The 25,727-nt window shown below is 68.8% G+C and carries 22 protein-coding genes; 16 read left to right on the top strand and 6 right to left on the bottom strand.

Annotation, left to right across the window (positions count from 1 at the left end):
• Nucleotides 1-28 precede the first annotated feature (28 nt).
• Entirely contained in the window at nucleotides 29-964 is a 936-nt protein-coding gene (locus ACZZZF_RS08340) for an NAD(P)-dependent oxidoreductase (RefSeq protein WP_056276856.1), read from the bottom strand.
• A gap of 22 nt (nucleotides 965-986) precedes the next feature.
• Nucleotides 987-1,970, bottom strand: a complete 984-nt coding sequence (locus ACZZZF_RS08335; RefSeq protein ID WP_463497928.1) for a LacI family DNA-binding transcriptional regulator — start codon at nucleotides 1,968-1,970, stop codon at nucleotides 987-989.
• Between the two features lie 99 nt (nucleotides 1,971-2,069).
• Here ACZZZF_RS08335 and ACZZZF_RS08330 point away from each other — a divergent pair, with 99 nt between their 5' ends.
• The 3 genes from ACZZZF_RS08330 to ACZZZF_RS08320 are packed head-to-tail and all read left to right on the top strand — an operon-like array spanning nucleotide 2,070 to nucleotide 4,986.
• A complete protein-coding gene (locus ACZZZF_RS08330; RefSeq protein ID WP_463497927.1) occupies nucleotides 2,070-3,200 on the top strand; it encodes a Gfo/Idh/MocA family protein in 1,131 nt (376 codons plus the stop codon).
• The gene (locus ACZZZF_RS08325; protein WP_372983828.1) at nucleotides 3,197-3,928 is read left to right on the top strand and encodes a cupin domain-containing protein; all 732 of its coding nucleotides are present in this window, start codon (nucleotides 3,197-3,199) and stop codon (nucleotides 3,926-3,928) included. The genes ACZZZF_RS08330 and ACZZZF_RS08325 overlap by 4 nt, the downstream gene beginning before the upstream one ends.
• The gene (locus tag ACZZZF_RS08320; RefSeq protein ID WP_372983829.1) at nucleotides 3,925-4,986 is read left to right on the top strand and encodes a Gfo/Idh/MocA family protein; all 1,062 of its coding nucleotides are present in this window, start codon (nucleotides 3,925-3,927) and stop codon (nucleotides 4,984-4,986) included. Before ACZZZF_RS08325 ends, ACZZZF_RS08320 begins: the two co-directional genes overlap by 4 nt.
• Before the next feature lie 151 nt (nucleotides 4,987-5,137).
• On the opposite strand, the gene xylB is transcribed toward ACZZZF_RS08320, so the two are convergent.
• A complete protein-coding gene (xylB, locus tag ACZZZF_RS08315) occupies nucleotides 5,138-6,424 on the bottom strand; it encodes a xylulokinase (protein ID WP_463497925.1) in 1,287 nt (428 codons plus the stop codon).
• Between the two features lie 5 nt (nucleotides 6,425-6,429).
• A complete protein-coding gene (xylA, locus tag ACZZZF_RS08310) occupies nucleotides 6,430-7,617 on the bottom strand; it encodes a xylose isomerase (protein WP_056276871.1) in 1,188 nt (395 codons plus the stop codon).
• Nucleotides 7,618-7,703: 86 nt separating this feature from the next.
• Here xylA and ACZZZF_RS08305 point away from each other — a divergent pair, with 86 nt between their 5' ends.
• The 4 genes from ACZZZF_RS08305 (at nucleotide 7,704) to ACZZZF_RS08290 (ending at nucleotide 11,431) form a co-directional block, all read left to right on the top strand.
• Complete coding sequence (locus tag ACZZZF_RS08305; protein ID WP_053098778.1) at nucleotides 7,704-8,873, top strand: ROK family transcriptional regulator; 1,170 nt, start codon at nucleotides 7,704-7,706, stop codon at nucleotides 8,871-8,873.
• Nucleotides 8,874-8,962: 89 nt separating this feature from the next.
• Nucleotides 8,963-9,826 carry an AraC family transcriptional regulator gene (locus ACZZZF_RS08300; protein ID WP_463497924.1) on the top strand — a complete coding sequence of 288 codons (864 nt, stop codon included), beginning with the start codon at nucleotides 8,963-8,965 and terminating at the stop codon, nucleotides 9,824-9,826.
• A gap of 107 nt (nucleotides 9,827-9,933) precedes the next feature.
• Entirely contained in the window at nucleotides 9,934-10,566 is a 633-nt protein-coding gene (locus ACZZZF_RS08295) for a GyrI-like domain-containing protein (RefSeq protein WP_463497923.1), read from the top strand.
• 67 nt (nucleotides 10,567-10,633) lie between these two features.
• Nucleotides 10,634-11,431, top strand: a complete 798-nt coding sequence (locus ACZZZF_RS08290; RefSeq protein WP_053098781.1) for a DUF1206 domain-containing protein — start codon at nucleotides 10,634-10,636, stop codon at nucleotides 11,429-11,431.
• Between the two features lie 9 nt (nucleotides 11,432-11,440).
• On the opposite strand, the gene ACZZZF_RS08285 is transcribed toward ACZZZF_RS08290, so the two are convergent.
• Entirely contained in the window at nucleotides 11,441-12,088 is a 648-nt protein-coding gene (locus tag ACZZZF_RS08285) for a LysE family translocator (RefSeq protein WP_295101767.1), read from the bottom strand.
• 210 nt (nucleotides 12,089-12,298) lie between these two features.
• On the opposite strand from ACZZZF_RS08285, the gene ACZZZF_RS08280 reads away from it, so the two are divergent.
• The 5 genes from ACZZZF_RS08280 (at nucleotide 12,299) to ACZZZF_RS08260 (ending at nucleotide 20,183) form a co-directional block, all read left to right on the top strand.
• Complete coding sequence (locus ACZZZF_RS08280) at nucleotides 12,299-14,821, top strand: DUF7507 domain-containing protein (RefSeq protein ID WP_463497922.1); 2,523 nt, start codon at nucleotides 12,299-12,301, stop codon at nucleotides 14,819-14,821.
• A 67-nt stretch (nucleotides 14,822-14,888) separates the two neighbouring features.
• Nucleotides 14,889-16,370, top strand: a complete 1,482-nt coding sequence (locus tag ACZZZF_RS08275) for a SpaH/EbpB family LPXTG-anchored major pilin (protein ID WP_053098784.1) — start codon at nucleotides 14,889-14,891, stop codon at nucleotides 16,368-16,370.
• A gap of 102 nt (nucleotides 16,371-16,472) precedes the next feature.
• Nucleotides 16,473-17,435: a class C sortase gene (locus tag ACZZZF_RS08270; RefSeq protein WP_056276889.1), complete on the top strand. Its 963-nt coding sequence runs from the start codon at nucleotides 16,473-16,475 to the stop codon at nucleotides 17,433-17,435.
• Complete coding sequence (locus tag ACZZZF_RS08265; RefSeq protein ID WP_463497921.1) at nucleotides 17,432-18,025, top strand: hypothetical protein; 594 nt, start codon at nucleotides 17,432-17,434, stop codon at nucleotides 18,023-18,025. Before ACZZZF_RS08270 ends, ACZZZF_RS08265 begins: the two co-directional genes overlap by 4 nt.
• 259 nt (nucleotides 18,026-18,284) lie before the next feature.
• A complete protein-coding gene (locus ACZZZF_RS08260; protein ID WP_463497919.1) occupies nucleotides 18,285-20,183 on the top strand; it encodes a sigma-70 family RNA polymerase sigma factor in 1,899 nt (632 codons plus the stop codon).
• 4 nt (nucleotides 20,184-20,187) lie between these two features.
• Here the strand turns inward: ACZZZF_RS08260 and ACZZZF_RS08255 are convergent, their stop codons facing one another.
• Complete coding sequence (locus ACZZZF_RS08255) at nucleotides 20,188-21,654, bottom strand: PucR family transcriptional regulator (protein ID WP_463497917.1); 1,467 nt, start codon at nucleotides 21,652-21,654, stop codon at nucleotides 20,188-20,190.
• A gap of 273 nt (nucleotides 21,655-21,927) precedes the next feature.
• Here ACZZZF_RS08255 and ACZZZF_RS08250 point away from each other — a divergent pair, with 273 nt between their 5' ends.
• The 4 genes from ACZZZF_RS08250 to sufU are packed head-to-tail and all read left to right on the top strand — an operon-like array spanning nucleotide 21,928 to nucleotide 25,713.
• Entirely contained in the window at nucleotides 21,928-23,463 is a 1,536-nt protein-coding gene (locus tag ACZZZF_RS08250) for an RNA polymerase sigma factor (protein ID WP_463497915.1), read from the top strand.
• Nucleotides 23,433-23,903 (top strand): hypothetical protein, encoded by a 471-nt coding sequence (locus ACZZZF_RS08245; RefSeq protein WP_463497913.1) that lies wholly within the window; start codon nucleotides 23,433-23,435, stop codon nucleotides 23,901-23,903. The genes ACZZZF_RS08250 and ACZZZF_RS08245 overlap by 31 nt, the downstream gene beginning before the upstream one ends.
• Nucleotides 23,904-23,959: 56 nt before the next feature.
• Entirely contained in the window at nucleotides 23,960-25,282 is a 1,323-nt protein-coding gene (locus ACZZZF_RS08240; RefSeq protein WP_463497911.1) for a cysteine desulfurase, read from the top strand.
• Complete coding sequence (gene sufU, locus ACZZZF_RS08235) at nucleotides 25,279-25,713, top strand: Fe-S cluster assembly sulfur transfer protein SufU (RefSeq protein WP_056276906.1); 435 nt, start codon at nucleotides 25,279-25,281, stop codon at nucleotides 25,711-25,713. The genes ACZZZF_RS08240 and sufU overlap by 4 nt, the downstream gene beginning before the upstream one ends.
• Nucleotides 25,714-25,727 lie beyond the last annotated feature (14 nt).

The raw sequence follows: 25,727 nt of genomic DNA, 5'->3' as shown, positions 1-25,727 counted from the left end.
GCGCCGCTCGCCCCGCGGTGTCCAGACCCTAGGGGTGCACCTGGTTGAGGAGATCATCGCCCGCGAGGAGGCGGGTCACGTTCTGGTCGACCAGGCGTGCCGCTCCGACCGGACGGTTGCCGGCGATGTGAGGGGTGATGAGCAGGTTCGGTGCGTCCCACAGCACGTCGGATGCCGGAAGCGGCTCGGACTTCGCGACATCGATCGCCGCGGCGCGCAGCTGTCCCGACTCCAGCGCCGCGATCAGCGCAGCCTCGTCGACGGTCACACCACGACCGACGTTCACGAACACCGCGCCTGGCTTGAGCGCGAGGAAGAGCTCGGCGTCGAACAGGTCGGCGGTCTCGTCGGTGGCGGGCAGGATCGAGACGAGCACGTCGGTGTCAGCCAGCACGGCGGCTGCATCGGCATCCGAGTGCACCCGATACCCGGATCGCTCTCCGGCGGTGCGGGCGATGCCCTGCACCTCCGCGCCGAGTGCGGTGAGGAACGGCGCGAGCGTCGAGGCGATCGAACCGAATCCCCAGATGGTCACGCGGGCGCCGGACAGCGTGTAGAGCGCGCGAGTGGGCGCGGCGCTCTGCTCCTCGTTGAACGCCTCGTCCCAGACGTGCTCGCGCTGAGCGTCGCGCAGCCGGTCGAGACGTCGAACGGCGCTCAGGATCAGGGTCAGCGCATGCTCGGCGACGGGTCCGTCATGCAGCGAGCGACCGGAGCAGATGCGCACGTCGGCGCCGAACCCGGCGTTGAGAACCGCATCCGCGCCGGAGGCGAGGGCCTGGACGAGACGCAGGCGGGGCAGTGCGCGGGCGGCTTCCCGGAGCCACGACGAGGAGTTGTGCCAGACGACGAGCGCTTCGGCGTCACGGTGCTCGGCGGGAATCTCGGCGTCGATGTCGTAGACGACGGTCTCGACGTCTGCGGTCACCGGCAGCTCGATGGTGTTCGGGATCAGGATCTTCATGTGCGCCTCCAGGTCTCGGCGGTCAGTGGGGAGAATCGGTCGACTCGCGCCAGATGACGGTCAGCAGACCGTCGGGCTTCATCGGCTCATCGCCGCCGCGGACGGCTGCGATCAGACGGTGCATCGAGTAGGCGCCCAGTCTCTCGCGGTCCTGCGACACGCTCGTCAGCGACGGCACGAGGAACGCGCTCTGGGGGTGATCGTCCCACCCCGTGACGGCGACGTCGTCGGGCAGCGTCCATCCGCGTCGTGTCGCCGCTCGGATGGCTCCGGTCGCGATCACGTCGTTGGCGGCGATCACGGCGAGCGGCGGTGCGTCTGCGGGCAGCCTGTCGACGGCGGCCTCACCGGCGCTGCCGCTCCATTCCTCTCCGAACACACCGAGCGACTCGAGTCCGAGACGCTCGATCGCTTCGAGGTAGGCCGCGCGACGGGCTCGTGCCGACGGGAAGTCCTCGGGGCCGGCCAGATGCACGAATCTCCGATGTCCCTGTGCCGCGAGGCGTTCGATCATCTCGGTGATGGGTCGCGAATCGGTGAATGCGCCGGTCATGTGCATCGCGTCATCGAACTCGCCGACCGAGAGCACGACGGGGCCGTCGGCGGGGGAGTCGGTGGCGGGCAGCGGCGTGAACGCGAGCACGCCCTCGTACTGCCCCGACCCGATGAGATCGGCGAGGCGATCGTCGCGCGCGGTCGCCTCCTCGGGCAGGCTCACCACCTCCACGACGTAGCCTGCCTCGCGCGCGGCGGAGATCGCGCCGGAGAGCAGAGTGAGCGGATTCATCGTGGCGATCGGCACGACGACGGCGAGGCGGCCGGTGCGCTGGGTGCGCATGGACCGGGCGGCCAGGTTGGGTCGGTAGTTCAGCTCGGATGCTGCGCGAAGCACCCGCTCGCGCGTCGCCTCGGAGATCCCCGGCCGCCCGGTGAAGACGAAAGAGACGGTGGACTGCGAGACCCCGGCGAGGTGGGCGACGTCGTGGCTGGTCGGGCGTTTCTCCACGGCATCCTCCTTTCCGGGCTTGACGTGGCGGGTGTCTGTCTCGATAGTATCTACTACGTCTTAGTAATACGTAGTAACACCTCATCGGGGAGGCAGCGAATGCTCAGGATCGGCATCATCGGCACCGGCGGGATCGCCGACGCGCACAACAGCGGATACCTCGCCTTCGCGGGCGACTGCGAGATCGCCGCGCTCGCCGACGTCATCCCCGGGCGGGCCGCGCAGAAGGCCGAGGCGTTCGGGCTCACGCGGGCGGCGACGTTCGATGATCCGCTCGCGATGATCGCCTCGGGTCTCGTCGACCTGGTGAGCATCGCGACTCCGCCGTCGACGCACGCCTCGCTCGCGACCGCTGCGCTCGATGCCGGCATCCACGTGCTGGTCGAGAAGCCCATGGCTCCGTCCCTCGAGGAGTGCGATGCGATGCTCGCCGCGCAGGAGCGTTCGGGCCGTGTGCTGTCCGTCGTCGCGCAGAACCGATTCCGCGACGATCTCGCCGCGCTGAAGGAGGTCGTCGACTCGGGTCTGCTCGGATCGATCTCGCACGTCCGGGTCGACTCGGCGTGGTGGCGTGGGCTGCCGTACTACGACCTCTGGTGGCGCGGCACTTGGGAGAAAGAGGGGGGCGGCTGCACGCTGAACCACGCCATCCACCACATCGACCTGCTGTTGTGGCTGCTCGGACGCCCGGCCGAGATCACGGCCATGCTCGCCAACGCGCAGCACGACAACGCCGAAGTCGAGGATCTCTCGGTCGCCGTCTTCCGCTACGAACGGGGGCTCGCGCAGCTGACCAGCTCCGTGGTGCACCACGGGGAGGAGCAGGCGATCGTGATCCAGGGGGCGAACGCCCGGGTGTCCCAGCCGTTCTCCGTCGTCGCCGAGCAGTCCCGACGCGACGGATTTCCCGCTGACGGCGGAGACCCCGAGGCCGTCGCACGCATCGAGGAGCTCGTCGCCGGCCGTGCCCCGCTCGCCCACCTCGGGCATGAGGGCCAGATCGGCGACCTGCTCAGCGCGATCCGTGAGGGGAGAGTCCCGATCGCCGGCGGACAGGACGGCCGCGATGCGGTCGAGGTGGTGACCGCGATCTACAAGTCCGGCTTCGAGCGCCAGTTCGTCTCGCTGCCGATCACGGCGTCCGATCCCTACTATCGGGCGGGACAGCTGGTGGCGAACGCCCCGCACTTCTTCGAGAAGACCGCGTCGCTCGTGGAGGCGGCATCGTGACCGCATCCTCGTTCCCCGGCGGCACATCGCTGTCGCACCTCGACGTCTACCCGGATGCCGCGCCGGACGGCATCTGCGGCGGCAGCCCTCACATGCACCTCGTCTCGACCGAGGCCTATGTCGTGATCTCCGGTGAGGGAGCCCTGCAGACGATCGACGCCGCCGGGTTCCATGAGACCCCGCTGAGGTCGGGGTCCGTCGTCTGGTTCACCCCTGGCACCATCCACCGTGCCGTGAACGGCGGCGACCTGCGGGTCGTCGTGCTGATGAGCGACGCCGGACTCCCCGAGGCGGGTGATGCGGTGATGACGTTCCCCGCCGAGATCGTGGGCGACCCCGACGCGTATGCGGCGGCGGCCTCGCTCGGAGACGATGCAGATGAACGCGCTGAGCGAGCGGCCCGACGACGCGATCTCGCCGTGACGGGATTCGAGACGCTGCGGGATGCCGTCTCGGGTGCGGATCACGGCGCGCTCCGCGCGTTCCATGCCGCCGCCGGTGTGCTCGTACGCCACCGCGCCGAGGCGTGGGGCGACCTCGTGCGCCAGGGTCCGCTGGCTCAGGCCGAGCGCTCGGTGGCGCTCGCCGATGCCGTGGCATCCGGTTCGGTGGCGCACCTGGCCGATGCTCGCGTGCACGAAGCCGTACCCTCGGGGGGAGACCGCGGATTCGGCATGTGCGGACGCCTGCGCACCTATGACATGAACCACGAGGAGACCCGGCGATGACCCGCACCTACACCTTCGATCCGCTCCCCGAACCTGTCGTCGCACCCGGCGAGTTCGTCTTCGCCGCGATCGGACTGGACCACGGTCACATCGTCGGCATGGTCGAGCAGCTGATCGAGGCCGGCGCAACCCTTTCGCTGGTCTTCGACGAGGACCCGGTGAAGATCGCCGACTTCCTCGAACGCTTCCCGCAGGCGCGTGCCGCCGCGAGCGAGCGGGAGGTGCTCGACGACTCGGAGGTGCGGCTCGTCGCCAGTGCATCGATCGCGAATCGGCGGGCTCCACTCGGCGTGCGCGTGCTCGACGCGGGCAAGGACTTCTTCGCCGACAAACCCGCCATCACGACGATGCACGACCTCGATGCCGCTCGAGACGCCGTCGAGCGCACCGGGCGGAAGTTCGCCGTGTACTACGGCGAGCGCGTGCATTCCGAGGCGGCGATCCTCGCCGGCCAGCTGATCGACCGGGGCGCGATCGGCACCGTGCTGCAGGTCGCGTCATTCGGCCCCCATCGCATCGGCACGGGGCGGCCCGACTGGTTCTACGACACCGAGCAGTACGGCGGCATCATCTGCGACATCGGCAGTCACAACTTCGAGCAGATGCTGTACTACACGGGCGCGACGACCGGCGAGATCGTGAGCTCGACCGTCGCCAACTACGCGCACCCCGACACTCCGGGCCTGCAGGACTTCGGAGACGCCCACGTCGTGCTCGACAACGGCACCACCGGCTACGTGCGCGTCGACTGGTTCACCCCGGCGGGGCTCGACGTCTTCGGCGACGGTCGCACCGTGCTGCTCGGCACCGACGGATACATCGAATTGCGCAAGTACACCGACATCACGACCGACAACGGCGGCGGACAGGTGCTGCTCGTCGATCAGGACGGACAGTTCCGCTTCGACGCGACAGGGAAGACGGGGTTCCCCTTCTTCGGTCAGCTGATCCGCGACTGCATCGACCGCACCGAGCACGCGATGACACAGGCGCACGCCTTCGCGGCGGCGGAGCTGAGCATCATCGCCCAGCGGGACGCCAGGGTGCTGGCCGGCTGACGGCATCCGCCTCGCTCGTGTGCTCGGTCGTTCGGTCGCCCGCTCGGGAGGAGAACTGCGCTTCGGGAGGACGGATGCGGCGAATTCGTCCTCCCGACAAGGAGATCTCCTCCCGACGGGGTGCGTTCCGGCGGGGTGCGTTCCAGCGGGATCAGCCGACGAGCTGTGATGCCTGCCGGGCGGCGCCGAGCGCGACGTACTCGCCGGGCTCGGGCACCTCGACCGGCAGGCCGAGGATCTCCGGCGCGATGCGACGCACGGCCTCCGACTGCGCTCCGCCGCCGATCAGCAGGGCGCGTTCGAGCGGGATGCCGAGATCGCGCAGTGCATCGAGCCCGGCGCCGAGTCCTCGGAGCATCCCCTCGACGGCGGCGCGGGCGAGGTTCTCCCTCGTCGTCGAGGCGAGTGTCATCCCCGAGAGGGAGGCCGTGGCATCCGGCAGATTCGGGGTGCGCTCGCCCTCGAAGTAGGGGAGCAGAGTGAGGCCGCCCGCGCCGGGGGCGGCCCGCAGCGCGAGGTCGCTGAACTCGCTGTGCGTGACCCCGAGCAGCGCAGCGGTCACATCGACCACCCGCGCGGCGTTGAGCGTGGCGACGATCGGCAGGAAGTTGCCCGAGGCGTCGGCGAAGCCCGCGACGGTCCCGGTCGGGTCGCTCAGAGGAGTGGTGCTGATAGCGCAGACCGTGCCCGAGGTGCCGATCGACACGACCACATCACCCGGCACGGCGCCGAGTCCGAGCGTGGCGGCCGCGTTGTCACCCGCTCCCGCACCGACGCGCCGGTCGTCGGCATCCGTCACCCACTCGTCGTGGGCGAGCACCCGGGGGAGGATCGCGTCATGGCCGAGCGCCGCCACCAGCAGCTCGCGGTCATAGTCGCCCGTCGACGGGTTCCAGTATCCGGTGCCGGAGGCGTCGGACCGATCGGTCACCAGCTCGTCGAGCGCGGGGTTGTCGGGTCCGAACCCGCGCAGACGCCACGTCAGCCAGTCGTGCGGCAGAGCGACGGCGGCGACCCGTGCCGCGTTCTCCGGTTCGTGGTCGCGCAGCCAGCGCAGCTTGGTGATCGTGAACGAGGCGACGGGCACGAGGCCGGTGCGGTCGGCGAGTTCGGACGCACCGAACTCGCCGATCAGATCCTGCGCCGCACCGGCGGAACGTGTGTCGTTCCACAGCAGCGCGTCGCGGATCACCGCGCCCGACTCGTCGAGCGCGACGAGGCCGTGCTGCTGCCCGCCGATCGACCACGCGGCGATGTCGTCGAGCGACCCCGCCTCCGCGATCGCGGCGTTCAGCGCCTGCCACCAGGCTTCGGGGTCGACCGACGTCCCCTCCGGGTGCGACGCGCGACCGGAGCGGACGACCGCCCCGGTCGACGTGTCGACGACGACGACCTTGCACGACTGGGTCGACGAGTCGACCCCGAGAACCAGTGGCATGACGATCAGCGAGCGCCGAGCAGGTGCTCGGTCGCGAGCTGCTGCAGCCGGACGAACCCGAAGCCCTTGCCGCCGAAGTACGAGTTCGCGTCGAAGTCCTCGTATGCCGAGCGATCGGCGAGGAAGTCGTCGTAGCTCTCTCCGGGGTTGAGGGTCGGCGTCGAGAGCTCGTCGACGCGGGCGGCGGCGAGCGCCTCCTGCACCTCGGGGTCGGCGCGGAATGCGGCCGCCCGCTCCTTGAGCAGCAGGTACGTGCGCATGTTCGCGGCGGCCGACTCCCACACGCCCTTCTCGTCTTCGGTGCGGCTCGGCTTGTAGTCGAAGTGACGGGGGCCGTCGTAGGCGGGCACTCCACCGGGGCCGCCGTTCTCGAGCAGATCGACGAGCGAGAAGGCGTTGTGCAGGTCGCCATGTCCGAAGACGAGGTCCTGGTCGTACTTGATGCCGCGCTGGCCGTTGAGATCGATGTGGAAGAGCTTGCCGTGGAACAGCGCCTGAGCGATGCCCGCGGTGAAGTTGAGTCCTGCCATCTGCTCGTGCCCGACCTCGGGGTTCACGCCGACGAGCTCAGGGCGCTCGAGCGAGTCGATGAAGGCGATGGCGTGGCCCAGCGTCGGCAGCAGGATGTCGCCGCGCGGCTCGTTGGGCTTCGGCTCGATCGCGAAGCGGATGTCGTAGCCCTTGTCGGTGACGTAGTCGCCGAGCAGGTTGACGGCCTCGCGGTAGCGCTCGAGCGCCTGGCGGATGTCCTTGGCGGAGTCGTACTCGGCACCCTCGCGGCCACCCCACATGACGAAGGTCTTGGCCCCGAGCTCAGCACCGAGATCGAGCTGACGGAACACCTTGCGGAGTGCATAGCGGCGCACGTCGCGGTCGTTCGAGGTGAAACCGCCGTCCTTGAAGATCGGCGCGCTGAAGAGGTTGGTGGTGACCATCGGCACGACGAGGCCGGTGTCGGAGAGCGCACCCTTCAGGCGGTCGATCTGAGTCTGGCGCTCGGCATCGGTCGAGCCGAAGGCGAACAGGTCGTCGTCGTGGAAGGTCAGGCCGTACGCGCCGAGCTCGGCGAGCTTCTCGACGGCGTGGACCACGTCGAGCGCCGGGCGCGTGGGGCCGCCGAACGGGTCGGCGCCGTTGTAGCCGACGGTCCACAGGCCGAAGGAGAACTTGTCGTCACGGGTGGGGGTGGTCATGGCTGCTCCTGTGCAGGTCATCGAATAAGTTGTGATTCACAACATATCTCATGACAGAAGGTGCGTCCACCCCCTACAGTGAAGGGATGCCGACGCAGCCGAGCCCCGCGCTGGGCACCCGCCCGCACAACCTCGCCCTCCTCCTGCGGCTCGTGCACGAGAACGGCGCGCAGTCGAGAGCCGCGCTGACCGAGCAGACCGGGCTCAACCGCTCGACGATCGCCGACCTCGTCGCAGAGCTCGTCAGACGCGGTCTCGTCGACGAGCGCATACCCGACGTACCCGGCCGTGTGGGGCGCCCCTCACCGGTCGTGACGGCGTCGGCTCGCGTCGTCGCCATCGCGGTGAACCCTGAGGTCGACGCGATCGAGATCGCTGCGATCGGCCTCGACCGCAGCATCGTCCTGCGCGAGCGCCTGCCGAACGAGACCGTTCCGACGCCGGATGCGGTGGTGTCGACGATCGCCGATCGCATCGCCGCCTGGCGCGAAGGGGCGCTCGCCGCGGCACGGATCGCGGCGATCGGTGTCGCGGTCCCCGGCCTCGTGCGAACATCCGACGGTGTCGTGCGCAATGCGCCTCATCTCGGCTGGACCGATGTGCCGCTCGCCGATCTCGTCCGTTCGGCGACGGCGTCTGCGGCTTTCGTCGACAACGACGCCACGCTCGGAGCCATCGCCGAGCACCGCTACGGCGCCGGCCGGGGGATCGACGACGTGGTCTACCTGAACGGAGGTGCGTCGGGTATCGGAGGCGGACTGATCATCCACGGGAGGCCGGTCGCCGGGGCGGGTGGGTACGCGGGGGAGTTCGGTCAGAACAGACCCCGGATCTCGGCAGACGCCGACCGCCGCACTCGCGACGGTGTGCTCGAGGCCGAGGTGAGCCGCCGGCTGCTTCTCGATGCGGTCGGCCTCGACTCGGCCGACGATGAGACGCTCGCCGCCGAGCTCTCCGAATCCGACTCGCCGGTGGTGGCCGCCGAGATCACGCGTCAGGCGCATGTGCTCGCGAGCGCGCTGGCCAATGCCGTGAACGTGCTCAATCCTGCTCTCGTGGTGCTGGGCGGATTCCTCGCCACCCTCGCCGATCTGCGGGCGGATCAGATCGTCGACGATGTGACGGCGCTCGCGATGTCGGAGAGCGCTGAGGCGCTCGAGATCCGCCCGGCCGCTCTCGGCGCTGACAGGCTGCTGATCGGCGCGGCCGAGCTGGCATTCGCCGACCTGCTCGCCGATCCGGGCGAGCGGAGCTGACCTCCGAGAGGCGATCGATCGGATCCGACACGGAAAGTCGGGTCGCAGATCGCCCTCGGGCCGCACGATGGTGGGGAAAGGAGGACCTCATGATCGGAACGCTCAACGCACTGGTCGATCTCGTCGAGGCAGGCACCGGCGACGAGATCGACGTCGCCGGGTTCGCTCGCGTGCACGGCACGACGGAGTACCACCTGCGCCGGATGTTCTCGGCTCTGGCGGGGATGCCGCTGTCGGAATACGTCCGCCGTCGGCGGATGACGCTGGCCGGCGCAGAACTCGCCGCCGGCGCCCCGAACGTGCTCGACGTCGCCGTGCGACACGGGTACGGCTCGATCGAGGCGTTCGGCCGGGCGTTCCGCGCCGTGCACGGGATCAGCCCGGTCGATGCGCGCCGAGACGGGGGTCCTCTCCGCACACAACCCACGCTCCGGTTCCGCCTGAGCGTCGAAGGGAGCACCCCGATGGACGTCACCATCACCACCACCCCCGAGCTCGTCCTCGTCGGCCATGCCGCACGAGTGCCGCTCATCCACGAGGGCGTCAATCCGCACATCCAGGCGCACATCTCCTCGATCGCCCCGGAGGAGCATGCTCGCCTCAAGGCGCTGAGCGATGCGCAGCCCGAGGGGATACTGGCCATCACGGGGGACATCGCTCAGGATGCGCCGGAGGGCACCGAGCTCACCTACCTGCACGGAGTCTCCGTGCGGCCGACCACCTCGGTGCCCGACGATCTCGATGTCGTGAGGGTCGAGGCGGGCGCCTGGGCGGTCTTCGCCGCCACGGGTCCGTTCCCGGAGACCCTGCAGACGCTGTGGGCCGCGACGGCGACGGAGTGGTTCCCGTCGAATCCGTGGCGGCTGCGGCCCGCGCCCTCGATCGTCCGGTACCTCGAGTTCACCGGGACGCACGCGTCCTGCGAGCTGTGGCTCGCGGTCGAGCCCGCCTGAGCGCGTCAGGGTGGTCGGCGCGGATGCGCGCCGACCACCCGACGTCCGTCGCCCGTGCGACACTGTGCCGACGGTCGGATGCCGATTCCGCCGTGAGAGGACCCGCGATGGCGCTCGACCCGAAGAAGACCCTCGACGCCTATCAGGCGAAGCACGGGGAGTTCCGCATCCTCGATGTTCCCTCGATGCAGTATCTGATGGTCGACGGGGCGGGCGATCCCAACACCGCCCAGGCATACCAGGACGCAGTGTCCGCACTCTTCCCGATCGCCTACGCGCTCAAGTTCGCGAGCAGGGAGCAGCTCGGGATCGACACGGTCGTGATGCCGCTCGAGGGGCAGTGGCACGCGCCCGACATGGAGTCGTTCACATCGCGCCGCGACAAATCGGCGTGGCGGTGGACTCTCCTGATCATGGTGCCCGACCACGTCACCCCGGAGATGTTCGACCACGCGGTCGACGCGGTCGAGGCGAAGCTGGCGAAGAAGAAGCAGCCTGCACCCGCCCTCCGCTCCGTGCGTCTCGAGACCCTCGACGAAGGGCTCAGCGTGCAGACGCTCCATATCGGCTCCTACGACGACGAGGCCCCGGTGCTCGACGATCTGCACCATCGATTCATCCCCGAGAACGGCCTGTCGATGACGGGCCTGCACCACGAGATCTACCTCAGCGATGTCCGACGGGTCGAACCGGCGAAGCTCCGGACGATCCTGCGCCAACCCGTCGAGAGGGCGACCTGACGAGGGCGGCTCTCAGCGACGACGCAACCCCCTCCGACGTCTTCGCGCCGACAGATATCCTGCTCGGATGACCTCAGCGAAGGGTGCCGCGCGCACGGCGCAGCGATCCGATGCCTTCCGGCGCGTGGCGCGGGCGGGATTCGTGGTGATCGGCCTCGTGCACATCATCATCGGGGCGATCGCCGTGTCGATCGCCAGCGGCGGCGGCGGAGACGCCGATCAGGACGGCGCGATGGAGCAGATCCGCTCGACGCCCGTCGGCGGGCTGGTCCTCGGCGTGATCGCGGTGGCCCTGATCGCGCTCGCTGTCTGGCAGGTCGCCAGCGGTCTCCTCACCGGCGGCAAGGAGACCAGGAAGTGGGGGATGAGGATCAAGCTGATCGGCATCGCGGGCGCGTACCTCGTGATCGCCGGCTTGGCCCTGATCTTCGCCTTCGGCGGGCACGTCGAATCCGAAGACACCTCTCGGGCGCTCAGCGCCGTCGTGCTCTCGGCGCCGGGTGGCATCGTGGCGCTCATCCTCCTCGGTCTGACCGTCGCGGGTGTCGGCATCGGATTCATCGTCATCGGATTCACTCGGGGCTTCGAGAAGACGATGGATGTCCCGACGGGCCCGTCGCGGCCCGGGATCATCGCCCTCGGGGTCGCCGGTTACATCGCCAAGGGAATCGCGATCGCGGTCACCGGTGCGCTCTTCGTGGTGGCCGCGTGGACGCAGGATCCGCAGAAGGCCGCTGGTCTCGACGCGGCTCTGCGGAGCCTCGTCGACCTGCCCCTGGGCCGAGCGATCCTCTGGCTCGTCGGGGTCGGACTCGCGATCTACGGCGTCTTCTCGATGGTCCGCGCCCGCTTCGCGCGTATGTGAGTCTCGGCCTCAGGCGTTCGCAGGCTTGTCGTTCCACAGCAGGAGGAACGCGCCGAGCCCGATCATGAGCAGGCCGCCGGTGGCGCCCATCGCCTCGATGCGTCGCGGAGAGCGTCCGAACCATTCGCGCGCGGCGCTCGCCAGCAGCACCCAGATCGCATCGCAGGCCACTCCGATCGCGACGACGATCGTGCCGAGCACGAAGAGCTGCATCGGCACCGACCCTGCGTGCAGGTCGACGAACTGAGGAAGGATCGCCAGGAAGAAGGCGATCGACTTGGGGTTGGTGACCCCGACGACGAACCCCTCACCGAGCAGACGCACGCCTGATCGCCGCGCCACAGGTCCTGTCACCGTGGCCGCGGCATCTTTTCGATGCCGGATGGCCTGGACGCCGAGGAAGACGAGGTAGCCGGCGCCCAGCACCTTCACGATCGTGAACAGCACGATCGACTGCGCCACGACGGTGCCGACGCCCAAGGCGACGGCGACGACGAGCAGGATCGAGCCGAGCGCCGTGCCCAGGATGCTGAGGAACCCGCCCAGTCTCCCCAGGGCCATCGCCCGGCCGATCGTGAACAGCACTGTCGGTCCGGGGATCACGACCATGACGAACGCGGCCACGACGAAGGTCGCGAGGGTCTCGGCGCTGAACATGGTGCGAGCTTAGGGCAGCCCGAAGAGGCCCCCCGAAAAGTTTTCTCCCACGCCCGTCATAAAAAGTCCGCGCCGGGGTCTGGGTATGTGACGGGCGGCTTCTGCTTCCTGTCTCGCACTGGGGACACACACGACTTTCGGGGACAGGCATCCGCCTCTCGCGCTCCGCCGTATCCGGCGGGTCGAGGGTATGCCGGGATTGGGACATTCATGAGCATTCGCTCGCACCACCGCACGACGGAGCGGCCATTACGCTCCGCAGTCGCGCCTCGCCAACGGGCGATCACGCGGCTGCTCGGCGTGCTCGCCATCGCCGGCGTGCTCGTCGCCGGAGCGACGCTCGCCCCGAGTGGAATCACAGCCGCGGCGACGGTGCCCGGCACGCCGGGAACGCCTCAGCCGGGTACTCCGGTGTACACCGAGGACTTCTCGAATCAGAGCGCAGCACTCGCCGCACGGTCGATCACCACCTACGTCGGCGGCGCGGCAGCCGCGAACTCGACGTACACGGCTTCGACGCAGTACACCCCGGCCGGCAACCAGTGCAACGGCTGGATCATGAGCGGTGCGACTCCGACGGCGCCCGTCACTGACCTGGGCTGCCTGAACAACGTCAGCACGACGTGGACGACGCTGCAGCAGATGGCTCGTGCGCTCGGAGTCGCGCAGGGCCAGACGACGACGCAGGCGGCGACCAACCAGGTGCTGACGTCGTACACGAATGCGACGAACGGAGCGATCGCCGCGGGCACGCAGTTCCGCACGGTCAACACCATCCCGGCCATCGGCGGTCACTACTACGCGGTCTCCGCATACTTCGCTGCGGTCAACTGCCCCGCAGCCGGCGGAGCGAACCAGCCCAAGGAGACCTTCAGCCTCCTCGTGAACGGCACCCCGATCACCCTGAGCACGGGACTGAACCCGTGCACGAACAACACGGTGTGGGAGACGCAGATCGCGAAGCTGCAGTCGGCCGCCTACCAGGTGCCCGTCGGAACCTCGGCGAACCTCGGTCTGATGCTCTACAACGCGACGGCCACCGGCGCGGGCAACGACGTCGCCTTCGATCTGCCGCAGATCGTCGATGTGACCCCGCAGCTCGACAAGGCGTTCAGCCCGACCGTGATCACCAACGGCTCGACCTCGAAGATGACGCTGACCGTCACGAACACGACCGACCTCATGGCCAAGAGCGACTGGACCATCACCGACGCGCTGCCGACGAACCTCAAGATCGCCGCGGCCCCGAACGTCGGCGGCACCTGCACGCAGCGCACCGGTGCGGCTTACGTGGTCACGGCGCCGGCCGGCGGAACCTCGGTGTCGGTCACCGGCGGCGACCTCGCCCTCGGACAGGCATCGTGCACGATCACGGTCGATGTCACCTCGACGGTGAACGGCACCTACATCAACGGCCCCGCCAACATCACGACGAACCTGAACCCGCCGGCCAACGCGTCGCTCGAGGTCATCCAGCCGTCGATCGACATCGTCAAGAGCATCACCGCCGTGAACGGCGTCGCCGTGACGAGCGACACCGATCCCGACAAGGCGTACTCGAAGGTCGGCGACGTCATCACCTACAGCTTCGTGGCGACCAACACGACTCCCAAGGCCGCGACGAACACGACGCTCAACACGAACCTCACCAACGTGCGGATCACCGAGGACACGTTCTCGGGTGCGGGCGACATGACGACGCTGTCCTGCACACCGATTCAGGGATCCACACTCGCCAGTGGCGCCAAGATGACCTGCACGGCCACCTACGTGGTGCAGCAGGCGGACCTCGACAGCGCTCCGCTGACGAACGTCGCACGGGCCACCGGAACGCCGGCGGTCGGACCGAACGTCACGGACACCGATGACGAGATCATCCCCGCCACCTGGACGCCCGCTCTCGTGCTCGACAAGACCGCCTCGGTCGTGGACATCGATCAGGACGGCGTGACCGGGCTCGGCGACCACATCATGTACGCGTTCACCGTCACCAACACCGGAAACATCACGGTCGCGAACATCACCGTGGTCGATGACCGCCTGACGCAGCGCAACATCACCGTCACCTGCACGCCCACGACGATCGCGCCGACCCAGATCTCGACGTGCGCCGCGAATGCGCCGTACGTCATAGGCCAGGCAGACGTCGACGCGAAGAAGGTCATCAACACGGCCCACTCCACGGGAACCGACCCCAAGGGGGTCTCGGTGCGCTCGAACAACGACAGCACCGAGACCCCCGTCGAGCCGTTCCGCATCCCGCTGAAGATCGAGAAGGTCGGCGAAGCCGCAGCGAACACCTGGGTGCGCATGGACGGCTCCTCGTTCGCGGTGCTCGCAGACGCGAACGGGCAGCCGGGCACGGCGCTTCCCTTCACCATCAACGGGGTCGAGACCGGTCTGTTCCAGATCGACAGCATCCCGGCCGGTACGTACTGGTTGAGCGAGCTGACGGCACCCGACGGGTTCAGCCTGCTCGCCGCTCCCGTGAAGTTCGTCATCAACCCGGACCGCACGGTGAGCATCACCGCGGGCGGCGATCAGGCGGTGACCTCCACCGGTCAGATCATCACGGTGCGCGACGTGCCGGCGCTGACCCTTCCGACCACCGGAGGGACGGGCGCACTGCCCTACATCCTCGCCGGTTCCCTGACCGTGCTCGGCGCGGGCGGGCTGGCCCTCTGGGTCCGCCGACGCAACACACGTGCCGACACCACAGACCCGCAGATCTGATCTGCACTTCTCACAATCCACCATCTGCAACCCACCAGGGCGACCTGGCCACCTAGAGAGAGACACAGTGAACACTCCCAACAACGGACGCGGATCCCGCGTCGCGGCAGGTCTGCTCGTCGCAGGCGTCGCCGCGCTGACCCTCGCAGCGCCTGCAAGCGCCGCGACGCCCAACCTCGTCGACCCGGACGCCGTCGGTTCGCTGACGATCCACAAGTTCGAGGCACCCGAGACGCCCACCGGCCTGCCGAACGACGGCACCGAGCAGAACGTCGCACTGGCACCGCTGCCGGGCGTGGGCTTCACGGTCTACAAGGTCGACACGATCGACCTGACGAGCAACCAGGGCTGGGTCGACGCGAACGATCTCGCCGACCTGAACCCCGACAGCGTCGCTGACATCACGGCTGCCGGATACACGGCCAGCGCGATCGGCGGTCAGACCCTGACCGACGCGAACGGTGAGATCGCCCTGGCGAACCTCGACCTCGGCCTCTACTTCGTGGTGGAGACCGCTCCGCTCGCTGGCTCCACCGGCGTGGCCCCGTTCCTCGTGACGGTCCCGCTGACGGACCCGGCCGATGACAGCACGTGGCTGTACGACGTGCACGTCTACCCGAAGAACGCCCTCACCGAGGCGACCAAGACCGTCGAGGACTCGGCCGACATCAAGCTCGGCGACGAGATCGACTTCACGATCACGGCAGGCATCCCCAACGTCGCAGTCATCGACGGCTACAAGATCGTCGACACGCTGGACGCCAAGCTCGACTACGTGAGCGCCGCTGTGACGCTCGTCGACGGGACCCCGCTCGCTGCGGGTGACTACACGGTCGTCCACGACGCCGCCACCAACGCGGTGACGGTCGAGTTCACCGCTGCGGGTCGCGCAGTTCTCGCGGCTCACCCGGCCACCGAGGTTCAGGTCGTCATCACCGCCGAGGTCAACACGGTCGGCGAGATCGCCAACACGGCAGTGCTCTACCCGAACGCCGGTTCGTACACGGTCGCACCGGGCGAGCCCGGCGGACCCACCGTCACCCCCGAGGTCATCACCAAGTGGGGCGACATCACGGTCGAGAAGACCGACAAGGCCGGCGCACCGCTCACCGGTGCAGTGTTCTCGGTGTACCCGACCCAGCAGGACGCGATCGACGGCACCAACGCCATCGCTCTCGCCGGTTCGACCGAGTTCGCGGTCGCCGCTGACGGCACCGTGACCATCTCGGGTCTGCGCTACTCCGACTGGGCTGACAACGCCACCGTCGCCGTGGGCGAAGACGGCTACCAGTCGTACTGGCTCGCTGAGATCGTCGCACCCGACGGATTCGAGCTGCTCGCAGCTCCGATCGAGTTCACCGTCACCGCCGCCACCTCGGCTGTGGGCGTCGACCTCGAGGTCGTCAACGTTCCCTCGAACGCCGGCTTCACCCTGCCGCTGACCGGTGGCACCGGCACGACCCTGTTCCTCGCCGGCGGCGTCATGCTGCTCGGTGGAGCGGTCCTGCTCGCCATCCGCAGCCGTCGCAAGGCCGCAGCACAGGCGTAACCCGAAAGACCGGCCGTGCGGGGGAGGTGAAGAGATCCCTTCCCCCGCACGGCCCATTCGTTTCCACCTACTTCTTCTCCAGCTCCGATCAGAAAGCGCAGCATGACCCTCATCGACGCGTCCGCACCGGACGCCCCAGCGCGACCCGCTACGGGTGCCACCGCCCAGAAGGCGCGGTGGGGATGGAGCCAGTCGATCGTCATGCTCATCGCGACCATCGGCATCGTGGTCCTCGTCTACCCGACCGCGGCCTCCTGGTTCTCGGCCTGGTCTCACGACACCGACGTCGACGGGTACATCCAGTCCGTCGAGCAGATCCCCGATGAGGCGGTCGACGAGATGCTCGCCGCCGCTGAGGAGTACAACGAGAATCTTCCGACCGGGCCGCTGCGCGACCCGTATGCCCTCGGAGCAGACGGACAGCAGACGGCGATCGGCGAGGGGGCCTCGGCGTACTTCGACACTCTGACCACCGAGGGAACCGACACGATGGCGCGGATTCGCATTCCGAGCATCCACGTCGATCTGCCGGTCTTCCACGGCACCGATGAAGACACACTGTCTCGCGGTATCGGGCACCTCTACGGCTCATCGCTTCCTGTCGGTGGACCGGGGACGCATTCGGTGCTCACCGGCCACAACGGCTTCGTGCAGGCCACCCTCTTCGATGACATCGATGAACTCGTCGAGGGCGACGTCATCATCGTCAGCGCACTGGGCGAAGACCTCTACTACGAGGTCGATCAGACCAAGACCGTTCTTCCCGACGACGCGGAAGACCTGCGTCAGGTCGCCGGCAAGGACTACCTCACGCTCGTCACGTGCACGCCCACCGGCGTCAACACGCACCGCCTGCTCGTGCGCGCAGAGCGCATCGATGCTCCGACCGAGGACTCCGCCGTGACGACCATCGCGGACACCACCGACCCCGCCGGCTTCCCGTGGTGGGCACTGCTCGTCGTCGGAGTGCCGGCACTCACGTTCATCGTCGTCAAGCCTCGCCGTGCCCGGAAGAACCGCAGCGGCCGACGAGCGACGCACGTGTCCGCTGGCTCCGACTCATGACGGTCGACGTCGCAGTGGACCGCACCGCCGCGAACGGCGACGAACCCGGCGAGCCCGTGACACGCCGCCGCCCGCGGCGACGTATCGGTCTGCTGTCGACCAGCATCCTGCTCGTCGGACTGGGAGCATCCTTCCTCTCCGCATCCGTGCTCGCCCCCGATGCGGTCGACAAAGTGACCGGTGACGTCAAAGTCTCGGTGCTGAAGACGTTCCATGAGGTCTTCGCGCCCGACGAGCTTCCCGTCATCAGGCTCGGGGTCGAGGGCGGGATGGTCGAGCTCGACCGATGCGACGGCACGTTCACCGAGATGGTCAGCTACCGCATCGACGACGTGCTGCCGCTGTTCGCCGCACACAACAACTGCGGGGGAGACGTGATCCTCGGCTGGGAGCTCGGTCAGCGGGTCACCGTCGAGGGCTCCGACATGATCTACGAGGTGGTCGAGGAGCGGCACACGCCCAAGTGGTCGAACGTCGAAGAACTCACCGGTATGACGGGGGAGTTCATGGTCCAGACGTGCTTCTACGGCGAGAACAAGATGCGCTTCCTGTCGCTCGCGCCCGTGGACCCGGCGGCGAGCGGCAGCTGATGTCCTGCACAGCGAGAATCTCGGGTTCTGACCGTCACGATTTCCGGTCATACCGGTCTTGTAGGTATGGCCATCGGCCTCGCGTCGGGTTCCCGGCCGACGCCCGCACAGCAGAGGTCGACCACTCCCCGGCCGAACCTTCTCAGAGCGGATTCGACCCTTACGAGAGTCGGAGGGACGAGGCATCCCCACTGCCTCGTCCCTCAACCGTCTTCGGCGCTGCGCTCGCGATGCCGGACTCGACAGCATCCGGAGCAGCATGATCCTCGGTAAGTATCTCGACGACGACGACATCTCGGGTGAGCCGTCCGATGCCGAGATCATCGAGGCGGTGCGGGGTGGCGACATCGGCGACTTCGCCCTCCTGTGGCGCCGGCATGTCGAATCCGCGCGCCGAGCCGCCCGAGCGATCTCGCCCTCGGCGGATCCCGACGATCTCGTGAGCGAGGCGTTCGCGTCGATACTCCGGGTGACCAAGGCGGGCGGCGGGCCGAGCGACGCGTTCCGGCCGTATCTCCTCGCCACGCTGCGCAACACGGCCGCGCGCTGGTCCCGCAACGGGACCGACCTGTCGATCGACCTGATCTCGGAGGGCGATCTGTCGTCGGAGGGCGGCGATGCCTTCGAGCGCATCGCCGAGCGATCCAGCATCGCGGCCGTGTTCGGCACGCTGTCGGCTCGGCATCGCACGCTGCTCTGGTATCTCGAGGTCGAGGGCATGAAGCCGCGAGAGCTCGCGCCCCTGATGGGGATGACGGCCAATGCGGTCTCCGCTCTGGCGGCGCGCGCACGCGACAGCTTCAAACGCGCCTGGCTCGAGGCGCACATCCACGATCCCTCGCGGTCTGAGGACTGCAGGTGGTTCTGCGAGCGCGTGGTCGACCGTCGCGGTCGTCCGGTCGCGGTCGGCGACGCCGACCGTTTCAGAGAGCACATGAGCGTGTGCGGCGGATGCCGGATCGTCGCCGCGGAGATCGATACCGTCTCGCAGCGGCTGCGGGCGATCCTGCCTGCCGCGCTGTTGGGAGGCGTGGCGGCGGCGATCTACACCGGTGATGCCTCCGCGGAGGCGCAGGTCATGGGCGCGAGCTCCGTGGTGGGGTCCACCGGGTCGTCTGGCTGGGACGATGCAGCAACCTCCTCGATCGGCGCGGGGGCGCCTGTCGCCGCGCACGGAGCAGCGGCGGTGGTACCGGCCGGTGGCTTGGCCGCCTTGGCGGCGACCGCCGTCGTCGTGGTCGGCGCCGTCATCCTGGCGGGCAGCGTCCTGAGTCTGTCGGCCGAGGAATCGGACGATTCGGAACTCACCCGGTCGATCTCCGAGGCGTCGGTCTCCGGTGAGGCGGGCCCGGTTCTCGAAGATCTGCCGCGCTTCCCGACTCAGCCGCCCGCATCGGAGCCGATGCCCGAACCGCAGCCCCTGCCGTCGCCGGAGCCCGAGGTCGATGCGGGACTGGAGCCCGATTCGGACGCGAGCCGTGAACCGGAGACTCCAGGACCCGGCGAGAGGCAGCCCCCACTGACCCCGCTCAGTATCGCCCCGGCCCCGTCGACAGCGGTTCCGACCCCGACTCCGACCCCGACCGACGCTCCGTCGGAGACACCGCCGCCCATCGACCTGGCGGAGTTCCGCATCACCCGGTCGATCGCCCAGGACTCTCTCGTGCCGGATCTGATCGAGGGGGTCGGCGCTGCAGGCGCGGTCGTCACGGTGACCGACGAGAGCGGCGTCATGCTCGACACCGGGGTGATCGACGAGGACGGCGCATTCGTGCTCGACGTCTCGGGCGAAGCCCTGCGTCAGGGCATGACGCTCAGCGTGAGGCAGTACGACGCGGCGACCGGAGTCACCGAGTGGGCGGAGGCGATGGGGCCGCTCACCTTCGCGACGCCCACGATCGCGGCCGCGGACCAGGACGCCTGTCCTGAGGCGTCCCTCGGCGCGGTCAGCTGTCTGCATCTGAGCGCCGCACCGGATGCATGGGTCGAGCTGCTCGATGAGCAGGGGCGATCGCGCACTGTGCGGCTCGCGACCGACGACATCGACGGGATCGTCGTGCGATCCCGTGTCGGTGAGCCGTTCGTCGCCGCCCGGTACATCGAGCCGTCCACGGGTCGTGCCGGAGTGACCGTGCTGCTGCCGGCGGCGATCGAATGAGTCCTCACACTGCGGTGCGCGCGGTCGCCGACAGCCGGAGCCAGAGCCAGAGTCGCGTGGCCGGCGAATCGATGTCGATCCCGAGCTCGTTGCGCACGACATCGAGCCGATACCGGACGGTGTTCTGGTGAACGTGCAGTGCGCTGGCGGTCTCACGCACACTGCCGAGCTGGTCGAGGAAGACCCGCATGGTGTGCGTCAGACGGGTGCCCTGCGCGGCATCATGCTCGGCGAGGATGCTCGCGGCGTCGCCGACCGTGGCATCCAGGCCGTCGATCAGGTCGGCGACCTGGAGGATCGCCAGGCGATCGCGCATCTCGTCGAAGGTCGCGATGCGGGGCTCATGGTCGTCGCGGAGCGACGAACTCACGAGCACGCCGGCCGTGGCCCCGGCCTCACGATAGGAACGGCCGATGCCGTTGATGTCGTACGCGCGCGTGCCGATGCCGGCGATCAACGCGTCGTCGATCCGGATCACCGCCTGGGTGAAGGTCTCGACCGCAGCGGCGTTCGGGCCCGGGATGAGCGTCACGACCTCCGAGCCGACGACCGCGCTGTGGGAGCCGGGGAAGGCGGCGCCGGACACGCTCATCGCCAGATGGAGTACTCGCTGCAGACCGCGCATCGCCTCCACCTCGTCGAACGTGGTGATCCGGAAGCACACGACCGTGCATCCGGCTTCGGGACGGATGAGGAGCTGCGACGCCGCGCCGCGGGCATGCCGTCGATCTTCGAGAAGCGTGCGGAGCAGGTCGGATGTCCGACGGTCCCGGTCGCCCGCCTCCGCTCGAGCACGAAGCAGATGCTGGGCCACGATCGGTTCCATCTCCTCCAGCAGGGACCGGGTCCGGGCGGCCGGCGATGGATCGATCTGGATCACCCAGAGAGAGCCGAGCAGCTCGCCGGACGCTCGCACGGCGATCCCGACGCGTCCGAACTCGTCGGTGCTCGAGGGGAAGTGCCGTGCCTCGCTGGCGCGGAGCAGCGACCGGTAGCGCGAGTCGGATGCGATCGAGATGTCCTCCTGCAGCAGCAGAGTGGTGCGTCGACGGACGTCGTCGATCGGCTGCTCGCTGTGCGTGGAGTAGCCGACGATCTGACCGGTCGAGTCGACGATGCTGACGGCGCCGTCCGCGAGGGTGGCGATGGCGTTGGCGAGGCCGAAGAGGTCTCCCAGTCGCACACCCGAGACCCGGCCGATCGAGTGACCGCTCAGCAGCGACCGCAGGACGTTCGCCAGCTGTGCCCAGTCCCCGTCACTGTGGTGGAGGACAGGCAGGGCGACGTGCAGATCGAGGGCAGTGCGCTCCAGGCCATCGCCGTCATCGGGAGGGCGCACCACAAGCGCGGCCGCCCCGACATCGGCCAGCTCGGCGACGAGGGCCGGAACGCTCGTCGTCGCGACACCGGCCCCGAGGACGATGCGATCGGTGTAGTCGGATGCGGATGCCGACGGATCGTAGAACTCCACGCCCACGTACGTCCTGGCATCGAGCCGCGTGCTTCGACGGGGGAGAAGAGCCTCCCGTCGCTCAGGCGAAGCGCGTCGCGCAACGTCGGGGCTTCGGCGCGGATGTCATCGAAGGCCATGGAATCTTCTCTATTCGGTGTCAAGAACTCTCGTATGAATCTACATACCGGTCAGATCGCGATGTCGCGAGACTGACAGTAAGAAGTCGAAAGGGATCCCTGTGAACGACCCGTCCGTTGCTCCTGCCTCGATTCGCGCCGAACGGGTCGCGCCATGAGCTCGTCGACAGTGCGCGAGCGGCGCACGCGGATCGATCCCGAGACGAGTGACGACGAGCTCGTCCTCGCGACCCGAGCGGGGAACAGCAGTGCGTTCGGCGTGCTGTGGGATCGTCACTCGCCGGCAGCTCTCCGCGCGGCGCGTTCGATCACGAGCTCGATCGACCCCGAGGATCTCGTCAGTGAGGCGTTCGCCAAGACCTTCAGCGCGATCCGCAATGGCGGAGGTCCGACGGATGCGTTCCGTCCCTACATCTTCGCGGCCGTGCGCAGCGCGGCCGCCACATGGGGAGGAAAGCAGAAGGACGTCGTCGCGCTCGAATACATCGAGGAGCTTCCGACCGAGCACACGGAGGATTCGCTCGACCTGCTCTCTGACAAGGCGCTGCTGACGGTGGCGTTCAAGGACCTCCCCGAACGGTGGCGCACACTGCTCTGGTACCTCGAGGTCGAGGGCATGAAGCCGCGTGAGATCGCGCCGCTCATGGGCATGACTCCCAACGCCGTCTCGGTGCTGGCGGCCCGGGCGCGCGAGGGCTTCAAGCTCGCCTGGCTGCAGGCCCACATCAAGGAACCGGGACGTGACCCGGAATGCCGGTGGGTCTGCGAGCGCATCGTGGCGCAGGGGCGCAGGCGCCATGTGGCGCGTGCCGACCGAGCGCGATTCGACGCGCACCTGGAGCGCTGCCAGCGGTGCACGATGGCGAGCGCCGAGATCGAGCAGGCGTCATCGAAGCTGCGCGCCGTGCTGCTTCCCGTGATCATCGGCGGACCGGCGGCGTTAGCCTATTCGGTCGGCTCTCCTGCGCCTGCGACGGCTGCGTCTGCGCCGGCCTGGCTGCCCAGGGGCACCGCTCGATGGCTGGTCGTCGGCGGATCCGTCGCGGCAGCCGGGGCCGTCGTCGCGGTCGCAGCGGTGGCCGCACAGCTGGCGCCCGTGGGCGCGCCGAACGCCGAGGAGTCGTCGACACCGTCGTCCGCGCTCGTCGTCGCATCTCCGGCGCCGATCATGTCGCCCGAATCGACGGCGGTCCCGAGCCCGATCGCGCCGGCGGAGGAGGCCGAGACGGGTGTCGACCCGCATACGCCCGTGACCGTTCCCGAGGAGCACGCCGGCCCCGAGGTCGTCATCGACCCGATCATCGTGGTTCCCCCGGTGGTCGACCCGTCCGTGGTCGCGCCTCCCGCCGGCGGCCCCTCGGTCATCGCGCCTCCCGTCGTGAAGGCGCCGGTCGTCGACCCTCCTGTCGTCGACTCTCCGGTGGTCGAGCCTCCTGTCGTCGACCCTCCGGTCGTCGACCCTCCGGTGGTCGACCCTCCTGTCGTCGACCCTCCGGTGATCGACCCGCCGGTCGTCGACCCGCCGGTCGTCGACCCGCCGGTCGTCGACCCTCCGGTCGTCGACCCTCCCGTCGTCGAGCCGGTGACGATGGACTGGAGCATCCTGCCGGGGACGACTGTTCCCCGACCATCGCCGGCACGGGAACTCCGGGAGCAGCGGTGCAGATCATCGACGAGACCGGCCTCGTGATCGCCTCCACCCTCGTCGGTCCTGACGGAGATTTCTCGGTGCGCCCCGATGTCGACACGCTTCACCAGGGCATGTCGATCTCGATGCGCCACACATCCCGGACCACCGGCGTGCGGACGGTGAGTGATCCGACGGGGCGCCTCTACTTCCCGGTCCCGGGGCTCGCCGAAGACTCGGACGGTGCGATCTCCCGCGTCGACTCCGACGGCGACGGGCGACGGGATGACCTCTCGCTCGACGTCCGCGGCGTCGCCGGCTCGACGGCATCCGTGTCCCTGGACGGGGAGACGGCGTCGCCCGCGCTGCTCGACGACTCCTCGACCATCGTGTCGTTCATCGACATCCGGCCCGGACTCCATCGGATCACCCTGCGCTACGTCGACCCGGCGACGGGGATCCTCGGCATCTCGGACACGGACTACATCCTCGTCGTTCCCTGACCGTCGCCCCGTGTGCGCAGGGCCCCGCGGGGTGCGCCAGATGAGAAGCTAGAAGGATGAGCATCTCCCGCGAATCCGACGTGATCGCCCCGACCGGGGGCGGCCCGCTGACCGATGTCGAGGTGAGGCGACTCCGCGAGGACTTCCCGATCCTGCGCTCCGAGGTCAACGGGCACCCGCTCGTGTATCTGGATTCGGGTGCGACGTCGCAGCGTCCGCTCGCCGTGCTCGACGCCGAACGCGAGTTCGCCACCACCCTCAACGCGGCCGTTCACCGTGGTGCGCACACTCTCGCGGCCGAGGCCACCGAGGTGTTCGAGGACGCTCGGGCCGCCGTCGCGCGGTTCGTGGGTGCCGACGAGGGCGAGATCGTGTGGACGTCGAACGCCACCGAGGCGCTCAACCTCATCGCGTATTCGATCTCTAACGCCTCGCTCGGCCGCGGGGGAGCGGCAGCCGAGCGCCTGCGTCTGCGCGAGGGCGACGAGATCGTCACGACCGAGATGGAGCATCACGCCAACCTCATCCCGTGGCAGGAACTCGCGGCCCGCACAGGAGCGACCCTGCGGGTCATCCCGCTCGACGACGACGGTGCCCTCCGGCTCGACGCCGCCGCAGATCTCATCACCGACCGCACGAAGCTCATCGCCGTCACGCATGTGTCGAACGTGCTCGGCGTCATCAATCCGGTCGAGCATCTTGTGGCGCGTGCGCGCGCCGTCGGCGCGCTCGTCGTGCTCGACGCCTGCCAGTCGGCGCCCCATCTGCCGCTGGATGTCCGCGCACTCGACGTCGACTTCGCCGTGGTGTCCGGCCACAAGATGCTCGGGCCGACGGGAATCGGCGCGCTCTACGGGCGGCGTGAGCTGCTCGAGGCCATGCCGCCGTTCCTGACGGGCGGATCGATGATCACCACCGTCACCACGACGGAGGCGGCGTACCTGCCGCCGCCGCAGCGGTTCGAAGCCGGCACCCAGCGGGTGTCCCAGGCGGTCGCGCTCGCCGCGGCGATCGACTATCTGACGGCGGTGGGGATGCCGCGCATCGCGGCGCACGAGGCCGCATTCGGCGCGCGACTCGCCGAGGGGCTCACGGCCATCGATGGGGTGCGCGTGCTCGGTGCCGGCATCGATCTGCCGCGTGTGGGCCTCGCGAGCTTCGACGTCGAGGGCATCCACTCGCACGATGTCGGGCAGTTCCTCGATGATCGCGGCATCGCGGTGCGTGTCGGACACCACTGCGCTCAGCCGCTGCATCGTCGCCTCGGCGTCACCTCATCGACGAGGGCCAGCACGTACCTGTACACGACCGATGACGAGATCGACGCCGTGATCGACGGCGTCCAGGGTGCGATCGACTTCTTCCGGAGGGGCGCATGAGCGACCTGCAGAACCTGTATCAAGAGCTCATCCTCGATCACTCCCGCACCCCGCACGGGTTCGGGCTCCGGGGTGAGATCGCCGCGCAGTCGCACCAGGTGAACCCGACCTGCGGTGACGAGGTGACTCTGCAGGTGCACCGCGGCGCCGACGGCGGCATCGAGGCGATCGCGTGGGAAGGGCACGGATGCGCCATCTCGCAGGCATCCGCGTCGCTGCTCGCCGAGCTCGCCGAGGGGCTCACGGTCGACGAGCTCGAGATCCGCATCGCCGCGTTCCGCGAGGCGATGCGTTCGCGCGGCAAGATCGAACCGGATGAAGAGCTGCTCGGCGATGCCGCTGCTCTCGGGGGCGTCTCGCGATACGTGGCACGGGTGAAGTGCGCCATGCTCGCCTGGGTCGCTGCGGAGGATGCACTCCACAAGTCCTGAGCACCGAGGCGATG

Source organism: Microbacterium sp. AC215 (assembly GCF_979258645.1).
The sequence above is the reverse complement of the archived record's forward strand: the minus strand, read 5'-3'. Positions and strand labels throughout refer to the sequence as shown.